Genomic DNA, 15,005 nt, shown 5'->3' on the forward strand with positions numbered 1-15,005 from the left:
TGAATTCGCAGGAAAGCTCAGCCGAGCTTGTCCTTCAATATCTGGTTGACGACCTGCGGGTTTGCCTTGCCCTGCATCGCCTTCATCGTCTGGCCGACGAAGAAACCGAACAGCTTGTCCTTGCCGCCGCGATACTGTTCGACCTTGTCAGCGTTGTTGGCGAGGATTTCGTCGATGGCGGCTTCGATCGCGCCCGTGTCGCTAACCTGCTTGAGCCCGCGTTCGTCGGCGATTGTCTCGGGCTCGCCGCCTTCCTTGAGGACGATTTCGAAGATTTCCTTGGCCTGACCACCGGAGATCTCCCCCTTGTCCTGCATCGCGAGGATGGCCGCCTGACGCTCGGCGGTCGCGTGGGCCATGTCGGCTTCCTCGCCCAGCGCCTTGACGATGCCCGGCGCGACCGAGAGCGCCCAGTTGGCGACCGGAGTGGCGACCTCGGCCTCGGACTTGCCGATTTTCGCGGCAGTCGCGGCGAGCAGCGTCTCGAAGCGGGCGAAGGTCTCGACCTCGGCGGTCAATTCGCGCGCGTTGTAGGGGGTGAGGCCGAGCTCTTCCTCGTAGCGGCGGCGCTTGGCGTCGGGCAGTTCGGGCAGGCTCGCGCGGCATTCCTCGAGGAAGCCCTCGTCGAGTTCCAGGGGCAGCAGGTCGGGATCGGGGAAGTAGCGGTAATCATGCGCGTCTTCCTTGGAGCGCATGGTCCGCGTCGTGCCGGTGTTCGGATCGAACAGGCGGGTTTCCTGGTCGACCGTGCCGCCGCTTTCGATCACGTCGACCTGCCGATTCGCCTCGTATTCGATGACCTGCATGACGAAGCGCACCGAATTGACGTTCTTCGTCTCGGTCCGCGTGCCGAATTCCTCGCCCGGACGGCGCACCGACACGTTCACGTCGGCACGCATCGAGCCTTCTTCCATGTTGCCGTCGCAGCTTCCGACATAGCGCAGGATGCTCCTGAGCTTGCGCACGTATGCCCCCGCCTCGGCAGGCGAGCGCATATCGGGCTTCGAGACGATCTCCATCAGCGCGACGCCGCAGCGGTTGAGGTCGACATAGGACATGGTCGGGTGCTGGTCGTGCATCAGCTTGCCCGCGTCCTGTTCGACGTGGATGCGCTCGATGCCGATGACCTTGTCTTCGGCAATGCCCGCCTTCTCGTCCGCCTCGATCAGCAGCGAGCCCTCGCCCACCAGCGGGTGGTAGAGCTGGCTGATCTGGTAGCCCTGCGGCAGGTCGGCGTAGAAGTAGTTCTTGCGGTCGAACCGGCTCCACTTGTGGATCTCGGCCTCGATCGCCATGCCGGTGCGCACCGCCTGCCGGATGCATTCGCGGTTCGGCACGGGCAGCATCCCGGGCATGGCCGCGTCGATCAGGCTGACCTGCGTGTTCGGCTCCGCCCCGAACGCGGTCGAGGCGCCGGAGAACAGCTTGGCGTTGCTCGTCACCTGCGCATGGACCTCGAGGCCGATCACGACCTCCCATTCGCCGGTTGCGCCCTCAATGCGGTAGTCAGTCATTTTTCAGTCCCAACAAGTGCTCTTCAACGGCTTTCTGCTCCGTCCTGCATATTTCGGACCACTTGCTTTTCCCGGTGATCGACAGTTCCTCAAGATAAAGCAAGCTGGTGTCCTTGTACTCGGGATACTGCTTCATCTCTCGCAGATAAGTCTGAAGCGCGGGTCCATTGAAAGAGCCAGTGCCCTTACTGTGAATGAGATCGTCGATAGCGACCATGAGCTTCGTATAATCGTGGACTTTGATGGGCCGGGATGGAGGCTTTGTGATTTTCTGCTGCTGATACAGAACGATGCACGTGAGCAGCGTCATGATCCAGAATGGAAGCGCCATCCCGAAAAGGATCAGTCCGATCGCAGTCCACTCGAACGTCGTCATGCTTCGTCGCGTTCTTCTTCGTCCGAAATCATCCTGCCCGAACTGTCAAAGCGCGCCTCCCCGTGATCGACATTCTTGCGCACCCAGTTCGCCACCATGAACGTCAGCGGCACCGCCAGTGCAATGCCGATGCCGGCAAGGGTGAGGGCAAGCCCGTCGCTCACCACCACTTCTCCGGCACAGCCGTGAACCCGGCGCGCTCCTGTATCGCCAGCCCCGCGTCGAGCACGGCCTGCTCCTCGAAGGGCCGCCCGACCAATTGCAGGCCGAGCGGCAGGCCGTCTGGATTGAGCCCGGCGGGCACGCTCATGGCGGGCAAGCCCGCAAGGCTCGCCGGGACCGCGAAGACGTCGTTGAGATACATCGTCAGCGGGTCCTTGTTCATCGAACCCAGCGGGAAGCTCGCCGTCGGCGTCGTCGGGGCGAGGATCAGGTCGCACTCCGCGAACGCGCGCTCGAAATCGCGGGCGACCAGCGCGCGGACCTTCTGCGCCTGATTGTAATAGGCGTCGTAGAACCCCGCCGAGAGCACGTAGGTCCCGATCAGGATGCGCCGCTTGACCTCGTCGCCGAAGCCCGCCTCGCGCGTTTCGGCATACATATCCTGCAGCCCCGCGCCCTCCGGAAGCTCGCGCAGGCCGTAGCGCACCCCGTCATACCGCGCGAGATTGGAGGACGCTTCGGCCGGCGCGATGATGTAATAGGCGGGCAGAGCGTATTTCGTGTGGGGAAGCGAGACGTCGACGATTTCCGCGCCCGCGTCCTTCAGCCACGCCTTGCCCTGTTCCCACGAATCGAGGATCGCGGCGTCGGTCCCCTCCATCCGGTATTCCTTCGGGATGCCGACCTTCTTGCCCTTGAGGTCGCTGGAAAGCGCGCCTTCCCAGTCGGGCACGGGCAGATCGAGGCTGGTCGCGTCCTTGGGATCGAACCCCGCCATCGCGCCCAGCATGATCGCGCAGTCCTCGACCGAGCGCGCCATCGGACCTGCCTGATCGAGCGAGGAGGCGAAGGCGACGACGCCCCAGCGGCTGCAGCGGCCATAGGTCGGCTTGATCCCGCAGATGCCGGTGAAGGCCGCGGGCTGGCGGATCGAGCCGCCGGTGTCGGTCCCGGTCGCAGCCGGCGCGATGCGCGCGGCGACCGCGGCGGAGGAGCCGCCCGAGGAACCGCCCGGGCTCATCGTTTCGTTGCTGCCCTGCTTGCGCCACGGCGAGGCGACGTTGCCGAAATAGCTCGTCTCGTTCGAGGAGCCCATCGCGAACTGGTCGAGATTGAGCTTGCCGAGCATCCCCGCACCCGCCTTCCAGAGGTTCTGGCTGACGGTGCTTTCGTATTCGGGCCTGAACCCTTCGAGGATGTGACTCGCCGCGCTGGTCTGGACGCCGCGCGTGGCGAAGAGGTCCTTCATGCCGATCGGCACGCCCGCCATGGCGCCGAGCTCGTCCCCGGCGGCGCGTGCCTGGTCGACCTCGTCCGCCGCGGCGAGCGCGTGTTCGGGGGTGGTGACGATGAAGGCGTTGAGCGCGGCGGCTTCGGCGACCGCGGCGTTGAAGGCTTCGGCCACTTCGCGCGCGGTGAAGTCCCCGGCGCGCACGCCGTCGCGGATCGCCTTGATTCCAAGCTGGGTCAGGTCAGTCATTTATTCGATCACCTTCGGCACGCCGAAGAAGCCGTGTTCGGCGACCGGCGCATTGGCGAGCACGTCGTCGCGGCGATTGCCGCCGGTGAGAGGGTCGGCGTCCACCTCGTCGGCGCGCAGGCGCAGCGTGTTGGGGATCACCGCGCTCATCGGCTGGATGCCGGTCACGTCGACCTCGCCCAATTGTTCGACCCAGTCGAGGATGCCCGACAATTCGGGCGCCATGCGGTCCAGTTCCTCCTCGGTCATGCGGATGCGGGCGAGGCTGGCGATCTTGGCCACTTCTTCGCGTGTGACGGACATGGCTGCGCCCCTTACTGGCCTTCGGGAAGGACCGGCGGCGGACCCTGCGGACCGGGACCGCCCGGCCCAGCACCCGGAGGCCCGCCCATCTGCGACTGCATCATCTGCTGGAGGATCGCCATGTCGCGCTCGTATTTCTCCTGGCTCATGATGTCGGTCACTTCGATCTCGAAGATAAGGTCGGCGTTCGCCGGGATCGGCGAGCCCGGAGGCGGCTGGTCGCCATAGGCTTGCTCTGCGGGGATGTAGAGTTCGTATTTCCCGCCCTCGCGCATCTGCAGGAGGCCGTTGAAGAAGCCCTCGATCATCATGCCCTCGCGCATTTCCCAGGGCGAGCCTTCGGGAAAGATCGAGCGCACCGCCTCGGCGATCTGCGGCGGCAGCTCGGGAGTCTCGTCGAACACCTCGCCGGTGGCGGCGAGCTTGCCGGTGTATTTCACCCAGGCCACATCGCCGACCTTGATCGTCGGGCCTTCGCCCTCGGCGATCACGTCGATGTCGAGCCCCTTGGGCACGGCGGCAAAAGCAAGGCCGGCGCCCACCAGCACGGCGAGGATCACGCCGATCCACAGCTTGGTGAGCGAGCCCTTGGCGACGGGCTGGATGGGGACGCGGGTGACTTCGGCCATGGGGCGGTTTTCCTGAGTGTCGAAAGGCGGTTCGAGAGGCGCGCCGCACACGCGAAAAGGGCGCGGCGTCGATGCCGCGCCCTGATGGCGGATTCGGTTTTCGGATTCAAGCGCTACGCGCTGCGCGGAACCTGCGCTGGCCGCTTGAGGCCCGAGATCCCGGAACAAGTCCGGGATGGGGCAAACCCTGGCGCCGCTTGCGCGGCCGGGGCTTGCGTCACTTCACGCCGTCGCGCTCGGCCCGCTTGCGCTCGAGCTTGCGCGCACGGCGCACGGCGGCGGCCTTTTCCCGGGCGCGCTTCTCGCTCGGCTTCTCGTAGTGACGCCGCAGCTTCATCTCGCGATAAACGCCCTCGCGCTGGAGCTTCTTCTTGAGCGCGCGGAGAGCCTGGTCGACATTGTTATCGCGGACGATGATTTGCATATAGGATCACTACCTTCTTCAAACGCGCCGAGCCCGCCGGGATGAGCGGGAATGCGCGCAAATTGGACGCTGAAACAGGCGCGAATCCAACGGTTTTGAGCCGGGACGCGCGCTTTCGATGTATCCTGATACCCCAACAGGGACGGAATTGCAAGGTTTCCTACAGGCTCGCCCGCGCCCCGCTAGGCAGCGCGGCTTCGCGGCGCTAAGGGGGCGGGAGCAATGTATCCGGCCACCCCCACTCCCCTGCTCGCCTCCTTGCTGGTCATGGCCGGCGGCGCGATCGGTGCGCTCGCCCGCTACCAGCTCGGCCGCGCGATCGGCGCGGCTGTCGGCCCGGCGCAGGCCGGGGCGTTCTTCTGGGCGACGCTGGCCATCAACGTGATCGGGTGCGGCGCGATGGGCCTCCTGTTCGGCTGGATTTCGAGAAGCGGCGGGAGCGCGGAGGGGCTCCGGCTGTTCGTCGGTGTCGGCCTGCTCGGCGGGTTCACGACCTTCAGCGCCTTCGGCCTTGAAATGATGCTGCTGATCGAACGCGGCGCGACCGGGCTGGCGCTGTTCTACGCGGGCTTTTCGGTCGCGGCGGGGCTGGCGGCGCTGTGGCTCGGGCTGGTTCTCGTGAGGGGGCTGGCATGAAGCGCGGCCCTTCCGCCGAGGTGCGCCAGTTCACCATCGCGCCCGACGACGACGGCATCCGGCTCGACCGCTGGTTCAAGCGCAACCTGCCGCTGGTCGGCTTCGGCACGGTCTCGAAATGGGCGCGCACCGGGCAATTGCGCGTCGACGGCAAGCGCGCGAAGCCGGAAGACCGGCTCGAAGCGGGACAAGTCCTGCGCGTGCCGCCGGGCGGCGAGGCGAAGGGCGGCAAGCCCGCGCCGGGGCGCCGCGAGCTGACCGAGGCCGACATCGCCGAGGCGCGTGCCATGGTGATCCGCGAGACGCCGAGCGCCCTTGTCCTCAATAAGCCCCCCGGCCTCGCCACGCAGGGCGGCAGCAAGACGACGCGTCATGTCGACGGGCTGCTCGATGCCTTCGTCGAGGGCGAAGAACCGCGCCCGCGCCTCGTCCACCGGCTCGACAAGGACACCTCCGGCGTCCTGCTGGTCGCGAAAACGCCGGGCAGCGCGGCGAGTTACTCGAAACGCTTTTCCGGGCGCTCGGCGCGGAAAATCTACTGGGCGCTGGTCGTCGGCGTGCCCGAAGTGCGCGAGGGCACGATCGACGCCCCGCTCGCCAAGCAGCCGGGCACGGGCGGCGAGAAGATGCACGTGGACGAGGAGAACGGGCAGAGCGCCAAGACCCGCTACCGCGTGGTCGAGCGCGCCGGGACCAAGGCGGCGTGGGTCGAACTCGAACCGCTTACCGGGCGCACCCACCAGCTGCGCGTCCACATGGCGGCGATCGGCCATCCCATCGTGGGCGACGGGAAATACGGCGGGCAGGACGCTTTCCTGACCGGCGCGATCAGCCGCAAGATGCACCTTCACGCGCGCCGCCTCATCATCGGCACGCCGGAATCGAAAGGCAATGCCAAGGAGACGGGGGGCGGAAAACTCGATGTGACCGCCGAGCTGCCCGAACATTTCGCCGCGAGCATGGAATCGCTTGGCTTCGATCCCGCGCTTTCCGACGCCGCGCCGATCCGCGACGAGCCGGTCGAACGCACGCCGGCGGAAAAGAAACTCGCCGCCCGCCGCCATTTCAAGCAGGCGCGTAAGGAAACCCGCGCCCCGCGCCGCGCGCGCGGGGATGCGAAGAAGGCCGGAGCGAAAGGCAGGAAGGGCGCAAAGAAGGGCGGGCCGAAGGGGCGGCGCAAGTGACGCGCCCCGGCACCAGGCTCGCCGTCTTCGACTGCGACGGCACGCTGGTCGACGGGCAGGCGGATGTCTGCTGGGCGATGGAGCGCGCCTTCGCCCGCGCGCAACTTCCCGCGCCCGACACCGCGCTGGTGCGGCGCATGGTCGGGCTTTCCCTGCCGGTCGCGGTGCGCGAACTCGCCCCCGATCTCGACGAAGCCAAGGCGCGCGAAGTGACCGAGTTCTACAAGTCGAGCTTCCGCGCCCGGCGGGAGGAAGGACTGCTCGACGAGCCGCTCTATGACGGCGTCGCGGACCTCCTCGCCCGGCTGCACGCGGACGGATGGAGCCTCGCTGTGGCGACCGGCAAGTCCGACCGCGGGCTTGCCGCCTGCCTCGCCGGGCACGGGATCGCGGACCTGTTCATCTCGCTCCAGACCGCCGACCGCCACCCCTCGAAGCCGCATCCCGCCATGCTCGAAGCCGCGCTGTTCGAGGCCGGGGCGCAGCCGGAGGAAACGGTGATGATCGGCGACACCAGTTTCGATATGCAGATGGCCGCCGCCGCGCGGGTTCCCGCGATCGGGGTCGCATGGGGCTATCACAGCCCGGCCGAACTGCTCGCCACCGGCGCGCGCGAGGTGGCGGGCACGGTGCGCGAACTCGCCGCCATGCTGGAGGCTTGAGCTTGAGCCCCGAAGAGGAAACGGCGCGCAAACGCTACATCGTGATGAACGCGGTGCGGATCGGCGGGATCGCCGTGCTGCTTATCGGCATCGCCATGGCGCGCGGCGTGGTGCCGGGGCCGTGGTGGCTCGGCGCCTTCCTCGCCGTGGACGGCCTCATCACCTTCTTCTTCGCGCCGACCCTGCTGGTGCGCCACTGGAAGAAGGCCGATCGGGAGCGGCCGGGAGGATCGGACGCGTGAAAAGGTTCTACCGCGAGGTCGCGCTGGCCGAGGCGGAAGGTGGCTGGCAGGTGACGCTCGACGGGCGCAAGGTGCGCACCCAGAAAGGCGCGCAGCAGGTCGTGCCGAGCGAGCCGCTCGCGCGCGCGCTCGCCGCGGAATGGGAGGGAGCGGGCGAGACGCTGGATCCGAAAGCCTTCCCGATGCGCGACATGGCCGATTACGCGATCGACATCGTCGCGCCCGCGCCTGAGGCGGTGGCGGGCAAGCTCATCGCCTATGGCGAGACCGACACGTTGTGCTATCGCGCCGACCCGGACGAACCGCTGTTCGAGCGGCAGGAACAGGTGTGGGAACCGCTGCTCTCGGCCTTCGAGGCGCGCGAGGGCGCGGCGCTGGTGCGGGTCAGCGGGATCGTCCACCGGCCGCAGGATGCGGGCCAGATGGAGCGGCTCCACGCGCGGATGCTGGGCGAGAACGCCTTTCGCCTCGCGGCCCTCGAAGCCATGACGTCGCTATCCGCCTCGCTCGTCATCGGCCTGTCGGCGCTGGCCGAGGAGACCGCCGACGAGGACGGGGCGCGCGCGCTGTGGCGCGCGGCGAGCCTCGAGGAGGAATGGCAGGCGGAGCTGTGGGGCCGGGACTACGAAGCCGAGGAACGGCGGGCAAAGCGCGAAGCCGATTTCCTCGCGGCCTGGCGCTTCGCGCGGCTGGCGTCTTGTTAGCTTTCTGACCGCTCGCCCCGCCTCCCCACCCGGCCACCATAGCCTGATGGTATCATTGGTGGCCGGGTAGGGAGGCGGGGCGGGCGGTCCGCGTCACGCGTTAGCGTGACCGCAAAAGCAAACGCTCATTCCTGCGCAGCAAGCCAGTCGGCGACCTCGCCCGCAAGCGTGTTCGCCGCGCGGTTGAGCGCCGCGCCGACCGGGCCGGCTTCGGCCACGGCGACGCTTTCCATCGCCTCGAACCGGCGCGAGACCACCCGGCCGTCGGCGCGCGTGAGGACCGCGTCGTAGCGCACCACGACCTCGCCCGCCGAGGCATCATAGCCCATGTCGAGCAGCGTTCCCGAAAGCGTCCGGCCCGCGAGCGAGGGGCTCGCCTCGCCGTCGAGCACCAGCGCGTCCATCCGCGTGCGCAGCGTCTCGCCGAGCAGGCGGCGGAAGAGGCGCGCGGGCTTTTCGACCCAATACGCCTGCTTGAGATAGGCGACCTCGGTTTCGTTCACCGCGACCGGCACGCGCAGCACGTCGAGCTTGGCGGCAGCCTCGGGCGTTTTCACCGCGATCACGCCTTCGCTCGATCCGCCCCCGGCCTCGGCCCCGGTCCCGGCAGGCGCGCGGGCGGTCGAGGTGAGCGTGAGCAGGCTTTCGGGCGGCTCGGATTCGCCGATGCTGACGCACCCGGCGAGCGCCAGCGGCAGCGCGGCGAAGGCCAGCAGTCGGGGCAGGCGCAGCATGGAATGGTTCATCGCAAGGCCCCTCATTCCTCGTAATCCGGCAGGTTCTTGCCCCCGACGATGGCGCCGACGCCCTTGCTCTCGACCTTTTCGGTGATCGAGCGCAGGCTGCGGCTGGTCGCACGCAGGTCTTCCAATGTCGCATCGACCGCGGGCAGCGTGCCCTCGCGCAGCTGCTTCGCCGCCGGGCGCAGATCCTCCAGCGTCGCGGCAAGCTGGGTCGCGGCCTTGTCCGCCGAATCGAGCGCGTCGCGCAATTCCTGCGCCAGCGGTTCGCCCTCCTTCTGCAGCAGGCTGTCGGTGGTCCGCGTCAGGTCCTCGATCGCGTCCATCGTCTCGTTGAATTCCTGCATCGAGACGCGGAATTCCTCAAGATTGGCCTTCAGTTCCGGGGTCGCATCGGCGAGCCCGGCGGTCAGGCGGTCGGTGTTGTAGAGGATGCGCGTCAGCTCCTTCTGGTTCTCGGGGCCGAGCACGAGATTGAGATTCTCGGTCAGGGTCGCGAGCCTTTCGAGCAGGAGCGGGGCGGAATTGAGCAGGGCGTTGATGCCGCCGTCCTTGGGCGGGATGACCGGGCGGCCTTCGGGGCAAGCGGTCGTCTCGCAGGTGATCGGCGGCGCGTTCTTGCGCGCCCCGTCGAGCAGGATCGAGGACACGCCGGTGAAGCTCGACTGGATCGTCGCCGTGGTCCCGACGAGGATCGGCACATCGTCCTGCACCCGGATGCGCACGCGCACGAATTCGGGATCGTCCTTGGACAGCGAGATGTCGGACACCTGCCCCACGGGAACGCCGGCGAAGCTCACCTGGCTGCCGCGCGCAAGGCCGGAGACGGTCTGGCCGTAGAAGATGTCGTATTCGCTCTGCGAGCCCTCGCCCGCGCGGGTCAGCCACACGATGAAGGCCGCCAGCGCCGCGAGCAGCACCAGCGTCACCGCGCCGACCCAGAGGTGGTTCGCCCGCGTTTCCATCTAGCAGCCTTCTCCCATGCGCGCCCCTATGGACGGGCGCAGGGGGGCTTGTCCATGCCTCGCTCGCCTCATGCCCGCCCCCCGGCCTCGTGGCTGCGCGCGTGCGCGCCCTGCGCCGCGCGGCCGCGCGGGCCGTTGAAATATTCCTCGATCCACGGGTGCCCCGTTTCCACCAGTTCGGGGATCGTGCCGATCGCGATGATTGTCTTTTCCGCGATTACCGCGACCCGGTCGCAGGCTTCGTAGAGCGTGTCGAGGTCGTGGGTGATGAGGAAGACCGTCAGGCCCAGCGTGTCGCGCAGGTCCACCGTCAGCCGGTCGAACTTGGCCGCGCCGATGGGATCGAGCCCCGCGGTCGGCTCGTCGAGGAAGAGCAGCTCGGGATCGAGCGCGAGCGCGCGGGCGAGGCCGGCGCGCTTCTTCATCCCGCCCGACAGTTCGCTCGGATACTTGTTCACCGCGTTTTCGGGCAGGCCCGACAGGAGCACCTTGTAGCGAGCGATCTCGCGCCGCAGGTCGTCCGAAAGCTCGGGATAGAACTGCTTCAAGGGCGCCTCGACATTCTCGCCCACGGTCAGCGTCGAGAACAGCGCGCCCCCCTGGAACAGGACTCCCCAGCGGCTGCGCACGCCGAAATTGCTGTCGGGATCGACCCCGGTGATGGTGTGGCCGAGCACGTCGACCCGCCCGGCGGTCGGCACCTGCAACCCGATGATCGAGCGCATCAGCACCGACTTGCCCGACCCCGATCCGCCGACCACGCCGAGGATCTCGCCGCGCCGCACCGTGAGGTCGAGCCCGTCGTGCACGGTGAAATCGCCGAAGCGGTTGACCAGCCCCTCGACCACGATGGGCGGCTCGTCCGAGTGGCGTTCGTGGCCTCGCTTGCGCTTGTCCGCCATGGCTCAGCCCCACCCGATCTCGGTGAAGAACACCGCGAAGAAGGCGTCGAGCACGATCACCGCGAAAATCGCCGAAACCACCGCGAGCGTCGTGCGCGCGCCGACTTCCTCCGAATTCCCGCGCACCTGCATCCCGTGATAACACCCGGCAAGTGCGACGATCAGGCCGAACACCGGCGCCTTGATGAGGCCGACCCACAAATCATAGGTCGGCACGACTTCCTGGATGCGTTCGAGGAAGGTGAAGAAGGGAATGCCGAGCCCGAACTGGCCGACCACCGCGCCGCCGATGATGGCGACGACCGAAGCGTAGAAGCCGAGCACGATCATCATGAAGGTCGCCGCCATGATCCGCGGCAGGACCAGCGCCTCGACCGGGGAGATGCCGATGGTGCGCATCGCGTCGATCTCCTCGGTCAGCTTCATCGTGCCGATCTGCGCGGCAAAGGCGCTGCCCGAACGGCCCGCGACCATGATCGCGGTCATCAGCACGCCGAGTTCGCGCAAAGTGATCCGCCCGACGAGGTTGATGGTGAGCGATTCGGCCCCGAACTGTTCCAGCTGCACCGCGCCCTGCTGGGCAATGACGACCCCGATCAGAAAGCTCATCAGCCCGATGATCGGCAGCGCGGCAACGCCGACCAGCTCCATCTGGCGCACCAGCGCGCGGTGGGGAAAGCGCGAGGGGTGGAGGAGGATCGTGAAAAAGGCGATCAGGATCTGGCCGAAGAAGCCGACAACACCGACGATCCCGGCGCGCGCGGCATAGACCTTTTCGCCGGTGGCGACCGGCACGCGCTCCCACACGGGCACGCGGTGTTCGATGGGCGGTTCGCCCTTCATCCCGCCAATCGCGTCGAGCAGGTGGCGCGTGCCCTCGCCTTCGCCCTCGATCACGGCGGAATGTTCGTCGGCAAGGCGGCAGGCGACCCATGCGCCGACGGTGTCGATCTCGGTGACGCCCGACAGGTCGATGACGGCGATGTCTTCGGCGAGGCGGCGCAGTTCGGGCTCGATCCGGCCCATGGTCGAGACCAGCAGGGGGCCGGACAGCGCGAGGCGGACGCCGCCTTCGCCTTCGTGGAGCTCGTAATGCGCTGCCTCGTCCATCGCGTGACGCTATGCGGACAAAGCGGCGCGCCTGCAACACCTTGCCGCGAGGCGCGCCCGTCTCACGTGTTGCGCCGCACAAGGGGCTTTGGCATGGGGTGGGGACATTTGATTTGGGGCCAAGCCGCCCACTCCCCCGCCCTTCGACCCGGATAGTGTCCCGGCAAACTCCGGGCGGAAGGGCGGGGAAGCGGGCGGCCCGGAAAAAAGAGCGATACAAAATGACCCTGCCCACGACATTCAATCCCGCCGAGATCGAGGCGCGCTGGTACGAACACTGGGAGACGAACGGCTGTTTCCGACCCGAACGGCCGGACGCGCAAGCCTTCACCATCGTCAACCCGCCGCCCAACGTGACCGGCTCGCTCCATACCGGCCACGCGCTCGACAACACGCTGCAGGACATCGTGATCCGCTACGAACGCCTGCGCGGAAAGGACGCGCTGTGGGTCGTGGGGACCGACCACGCGGGCATCGCGACGCAGATGGTGGTCGAACGCCAGCTCGAGGCGCGGCAGGACAAGCGCACGAACTACACCCGCGAGGAATTCGTCCAGAAGGTGTGGGAGTGGAAGGAAGAGAGCGGCGGGACGATCACCCGCCAGCTGCGCCGGCTGGGCTGTTCGATGGACTGGAGCCGCGAGCAGTTCACGATGGACGATCACTTCACCAAGGCCGTCACCAAGGTCTTCGTCGACCTTTACAACGACGGCCTCATCTACCGCGACAAGCGGCTGGTGAACTGGGACCCGAAACTGCGCACCGCGATTTCCGATCTCGAGGTCGAGCAGCAGACCATCCCGGGCCATTTCTGGCACTTCAGGTATCCGCTGGCGGACGGCGTGACACTCGCAGACGGGCGCGATTACATCGAGGTCGCCACCACCCGGCCCGAGACGATGCTCGCCGACATGGCGGTCGCGGTCCATCCCGATGACGAGCGTTACAAGTCGGTCGTGGGCCGCCACGTGATCCTGCCGATCACCGGCCGCCGCGTGCCGATCGTCGCCGACGAACACGCCGATCCCGAACTGGGTTCGGGCGCGGTCAAGATCACGCCGGGCCACGATTTCAACGATTTCGAGGTCGGCAAGCGCGCCGGGTTCGACACCGCCGAAATGCTCAATATGTTCGACGGCGATGCCAACGTGGTCCAGACCGCCGACGGGCTGATCCCGGATGAATTCCTCGGCCTCCACCGCTTCCGCAGGGACGGGGTCGACGGCGCGCGCGAACTCGTGGTCGAGCGGATGAAACAGCTTGGCTGCCTCATCCCGCACAAGGCCAAGACCAAGAAAGGCGAAGAGGTCGAGATGGACGCCGAGCCGCGTGCAATCGCGACGCCTTTCGGCGACCGCGGCGGGGTGGTGATCGAGCCGTGGCTGACCGACCAGTGGTATCTCGACCAAAAGGCGCTCGCGCAGAAACCGATCGAGCAGGTCCGCTCGGGCGAGGTCGAGATCGTGCCCGCCTCCTGGGAGAAGACCTTCTTCAACTGGATGGAGAACATCCTGCCGTGGTGCATCTCGCGCCAGTTGTGGTGGGGCCACCGCATCCCGGCGTGGTTCAGCCTCGACGGGGAGGTCTTCGTCGCGGAAACCTATGAGGAAGCGCAGGCCATGGCGGGCGAAGGCGTAGCGCTGCAGCAGGACGAGGACGTGCTCGACACGTGGTTTTCCTCGGCGCTGTGGCCCTTCGCGACGCTGGGGTGGCCCGAAGAGAGCGCGCTGCTCGACAAGCATTTCCCCAATTCGCTGCTCGTCTCGGGGTTCGACATCCTGTTCTTCTGGGATGCGCGGATGATGATGATGGGGAACTACAACATGGGGAAAGCGCCGTGGCCGAGGCTCTATCTCCACGGCCTCGTGCGCGCGCCCGACGGGCAGAAGATGTCGAAGTCGAAAGGCAATGTGGTCGATCCATTGGGCCTCATCGACAAGTACGGCGCGGATGCGCTGCGCTTCTTCATGGCGGCGATGGAGAGCCAGGGCCGCGACATCAAGATGGATGAAAAGCGGGTCGAGGGATACCGCAACTTCGCCACCAAGCTGTGGAATGCGGCGCGGTTCTGCCAGTCGAACGGGATCGGCGCGTCGGGTTCGTTGAAGGCCCCTGCCGCGCGCCTCGCCGCGAACCAGTGGATCATCGGCGAGGTCGCAGAAACCGCGCGCGCCATCGAGAAGGCTATGGAAGAACTGCGCTTCGACGCGGCGGCGAACGCGATCTACCAGTTCACCTGGTCGAAGTTCTGCGACTGGTATCTCGAACTCATCAAGCCGGTCTTCGCCGAAGGGTCGGACCCGGACTCCCTGCCCGCGGTCGAGACGCGCGCAGTCGCCGGCTGGGCGCTCGACCAGATCCTCGTCATGCTGCACCCCTTCATGCCCTTCATCACCGAGGAACTGTGGCACGCGCAGGCCAGGGTCGAAGGGGGGGAGAGGCCCTATGAACTGATCCTCGCCAAGTGGCCCGAACCGCAAGCCGAGGTCAGCAAGGCGGCGACCGACGCGATCGACTGGGTGATCGACCTCACCACCAATGTCCGCTCGGCCAAGAACGAGCTCGGCATCGCGCCGGGGGCGAAACTGGCGGCCTTCGTGCCCTCGCCCAGCGAGCTTGCCGCGAGCACGATCGAGCGGTCCTCCGCCGCGATCGAGCGCCTCGCGCGCCTCGCGCCGGTCACGGTCGGGGAGGCCCCGGAAGGCCCGGCGATGCAGGTCACGGCGCTGTCGGATGTCTTCGTCATCCCGCTCGAAGGCATCATCGACATCGAGACTGAAAAGGCCCGGCTCGAAAAGGCGCTGGAAGCGAGCCGCAAGGAGGCGAAATCGCTCGAAGGGCGGCTTTCCAACCCGAACTTCGTCGAACGCGCCAAGCCGGAAGCGGTCGAAAAGGCGCGCGAGGACCACGCCCACCACACCGGCGAGATCGAGCGGCTCGAAGCGGCGCTCGCGCGGCTGGGCTGAGGCGGC

Annotated in this window: 17 protein-coding genes; 6 read left to right on the plus strand and 11 right to left on the minus strand. The window is 67.3% G+C overall.

Translation table 11 applies throughout. The annotated features are described in order from the left end of the window. Positions 1–17: 17 nt before the first annotated feature. The 7 genes from gatB to rpsU form a co-directional block, all read right to left on the minus strand. A complete protein-coding gene (gene gatB, locus G9473_RS09530) occupies positions 18–1,514 on the minus strand; it encodes an Asp-tRNA(Asn)/Glu-tRNA(Gln) amidotransferase subunit GatB (protein WP_291132817.1) in 1,497 nt (498 codons plus the stop codon). Then, complete coding sequence (locus G9473_RS09535; protein ID WP_291132819.1) at positions 1,507–1,890, minus strand: hypothetical protein; 384 nt, start codon at positions 1,888–1,890, stop codon at positions 1,507–1,509. Before G9473_RS09535 ends, gatB begins: the two co-directional genes overlap by 8 nt. Continuing rightward, complete coding sequence (locus G9473_RS09540; RefSeq protein WP_291132820.1) at positions 1,887–2,054, minus strand: glutamyl-tRNA amidotransferase; 168 nt, start codon at positions 2,052–2,054, stop codon at positions 1,887–1,889. The genes G9473_RS09535 and G9473_RS09540 overlap by 4 nt, the downstream gene beginning before the upstream one ends. After that, positions 2,051–3,532 carry an Asp-tRNA(Asn)/Glu-tRNA(Gln) amidotransferase subunit GatA gene (gene gatA / locus G9473_RS09545; RefSeq protein ID WP_291132822.1) on the minus strand — a complete coding sequence of 494 codons (1,482 nt, stop codon included), beginning with the start codon at positions 3,530–3,532 and terminating at the stop codon, positions 2,051–2,053. Before gatA ends, G9473_RS09540 begins: the two co-directional genes overlap by 4 nt. Then, positions 3,533–3,835 (minus strand): Asp-tRNA(Asn)/Glu-tRNA(Gln) amidotransferase subunit GatC, encoded by a 303-nt coding sequence (gene gatC / locus G9473_RS09550; RefSeq protein ID WP_291132824.1) that lies wholly within the window; start codon positions 3,833–3,835, stop codon positions 3,533–3,535. Positions 3,836–3,846: 11 nt separating this feature from the next. Continuing rightward, the gene (locus G9473_RS09555) at positions 3,847–4,464 is read right to left on the minus strand and encodes an FKBP-type peptidyl-prolyl cis-trans isomerase (RefSeq protein WP_291132825.1); all 618 of its coding nucleotides are present in this window, start codon (positions 4,462–4,464) and stop codon (positions 3,847–3,849) included. Between the two features lie 217 nt (positions 4,465–4,681). Continuing rightward, positions 4,682–4,888, minus strand: coding sequence for a 30S ribosomal protein S21 (gene rpsU, locus G9473_RS09560; protein WP_183955150.1), 207 nt, complete (start codon positions 4,886–4,888; stop codon positions 4,682–4,684). Between the two features lie 222 nt (positions 4,889–5,110). Here rpsU and G9473_RS09565 point away from each other — a divergent pair, with 222 nt between their 5' ends. The 5 genes from G9473_RS09565 to G9473_RS09585 are packed head-to-tail and all read left to right on the plus strand — an operon-like array spanning position 5,111 to position 8,316. Further along, positions 5,111–5,524: a CrcB family protein gene (locus tag G9473_RS09565; RefSeq protein WP_291132828.1), complete on the plus strand. Its 414-nt coding sequence runs from the start codon at positions 5,111–5,113 to the stop codon at positions 5,522–5,524. Further along, positions 5,521–6,708, plus strand: coding sequence for an RluA family pseudouridine synthase (locus G9473_RS09570; RefSeq protein WP_291132830.1), 1,188 nt, complete (start codon positions 5,521–5,523; stop codon positions 6,706–6,708). Before G9473_RS09565 ends, G9473_RS09570 begins: the two co-directional genes overlap by 4 nt. Continuing rightward, positions 6,705–7,370 carry an HAD-IA family hydrolase gene (locus G9473_RS09575; protein ID WP_291132832.1) on the plus strand — a complete coding sequence of 222 codons (666 nt, stop codon included), beginning with the start codon at positions 6,705–6,707 and terminating at the stop codon, positions 7,368–7,370. Before G9473_RS09570 ends, G9473_RS09575 begins: the two co-directional genes overlap by 4 nt. Beyond that, on the plus strand, positions 7,367–7,612 hold the full coding sequence (locus G9473_RS09580; RefSeq protein WP_291132833.1) for a hypothetical protein: 246 nt from the start codon (positions 7,367–7,369) through the stop codon (positions 7,610–7,612). Before G9473_RS09575 ends, G9473_RS09580 begins: the two co-directional genes overlap by 4 nt. Then, positions 7,609–8,316, plus strand: a complete 708-nt coding sequence (locus G9473_RS09585) for an ATP12 family chaperone protein (protein WP_291132835.1) — start codon at positions 7,609–7,611, stop codon at positions 8,314–8,316. Before G9473_RS09580 ends, G9473_RS09585 begins: the two co-directional genes overlap by 4 nt. Positions 8,317–8,441: 125 nt before the next feature. Here the strand turns inward: G9473_RS09585 and G9473_RS09590 are convergent, their stop codons facing one another. From G9473_RS09590 to G9473_RS09605, 4 genes are all read right to left on the minus strand, one after another. Then, positions 8,442–9,062 (minus strand): ABC-type transport auxiliary lipoprotein family protein, encoded by a 621-nt coding sequence (locus G9473_RS09590; protein WP_291132837.1) that lies wholly within the window; start codon positions 9,060–9,062, stop codon positions 8,442–8,444. 11 nt (positions 9,063–9,073) lie between these two features. After that, complete coding sequence (locus tag G9473_RS09595) at positions 9,074–10,021, minus strand: MlaD family protein (RefSeq protein WP_291132839.1); 948 nt, start codon at positions 10,019–10,021, stop codon at positions 9,074–9,076. 68 nt (positions 10,022–10,089) lie between these two features. Then, positions 10,090–10,923, minus strand: coding sequence for an ABC transporter ATP-binding protein (locus G9473_RS09600; protein WP_291132841.1), 834 nt, complete (start codon positions 10,921–10,923; stop codon positions 10,090–10,092). Positions 10,924–10,926: 3 nt separating this feature from the next. Continuing rightward, positions 10,927–12,033 (minus strand): ABC transporter permease, encoded by a 1,107-nt coding sequence (locus tag G9473_RS09605; RefSeq protein ID WP_291132843.1) that lies wholly within the window; start codon positions 12,031–12,033, stop codon positions 10,927–10,929. A gap of 221 nt (positions 12,034–12,254) precedes the next feature. Between G9473_RS09605 and G9473_RS09610 the strand changes: the two genes are divergently transcribed. Beyond that, a complete protein-coding gene (locus tag G9473_RS09610; RefSeq protein WP_291132845.1) occupies positions 12,255–14,999 on the plus strand; it encodes a valine--tRNA ligase in 2,745 nt (914 codons plus the stop codon). The last annotated feature ends 6 nt before the right edge of the window (positions 15,000–15,005 follow it).

The sequence above is a fragment of the Erythrobacter sp. genome, assembly GCF_011765465.1.
GTDB lineage: Bacteria > Pseudomonadota > Alphaproteobacteria > Sphingomonadales > Sphingomonadaceae > Erythrobacter.

What these genes read in the sequence shown, in the direction of transcription:
- rpsU (WP_183955150.1), bottom strand. Translation starts at nt 4,888, where the DNA reads ATGCAAATCATCGTCCGCGATAACAATGTCGACCAGGCTCTCCGCGCG.
- G9473_RS09610 (WP_291132845.1), top strand. Translation starts at nt 12,255, where the DNA reads ATGACCCTGCCCACGACATTCAATCCCGCCGAGATCGAGGCGCGCTGG.
- G9473_RS09590 (WP_291132837.1), bottom strand. Translation starts at nt 9,062, where the DNA reads ATGAACCATTCCATGCTGCGCCTGCCCCGACTGCTGGCCTTCGCCGCG.
- G9473_RS09605 (WP_291132843.1), bottom strand. Translation starts at nt 12,033, where the DNA reads ATGGACGAGGCAGCGCATTACGAGCTCCACGAAGGCGAAGGCGGCGTC.
- gatB (WP_291132817.1), bottom strand. Translation starts at nt 1,514, where the DNA reads ATGACTGACTACCGCATTGAGGGCGCAACCGGCGAATGGGAGGTCGTG.
- G9473_RS09595 (WP_291132839.1), bottom strand. Translation starts at nt 10,021, where the DNA reads ATGGAAACGCGGGCGAACCACCTCTGGGTCGGCGCGGTGACGCTGGTG.
- G9473_RS09600 (WP_291132841.1), bottom strand. Translation starts at nt 10,923, where the DNA reads ATGGCGGACAAGCGCAAGCGAGGCCACGAACGCCACTCGGACGAGCCG.
- gatC (WP_291132824.1), bottom strand. Translation starts at nt 3,835, where the DNA reads ATGTCCGTCACACGCGAAGAAGTGGCCAAGATCGCCAGCCTCGCCCGC.
- gatA (WP_291132822.1), bottom strand. Translation starts at nt 3,532, where the DNA reads ATGACTGACCTGACCCAGCTTGGAATCAAGGCGATCCGCGACGGCGTG.
- G9473_RS09535 (WP_291132819.1), bottom strand. Translation starts at nt 1,890, where the DNA reads ATGACGACGTTCGAGTGGACTGCGATCGGACTGATCCTTTTCGGGATG.
- G9473_RS09565 (WP_291132828.1), top strand. Translation starts at nt 5,111, where the DNA reads ATGTATCCGGCCACCCCCACTCCCCTGCTCGCCTCCTTGCTGGTCATG.
- G9473_RS09570 (WP_291132830.1), top strand. Translation starts at nt 5,521, where the DNA reads ATGAAGCGCGGCCCTTCCGCCGAGGTGCGCCAGTTCACCATCGCGCCC.
- G9473_RS09555 (WP_291132825.1), bottom strand. Translation starts at nt 4,464, where the DNA reads ATGGCCGAAGTCACCCGCGTCCCCATCCAGCCCGTCGCCAAGGGCTCG.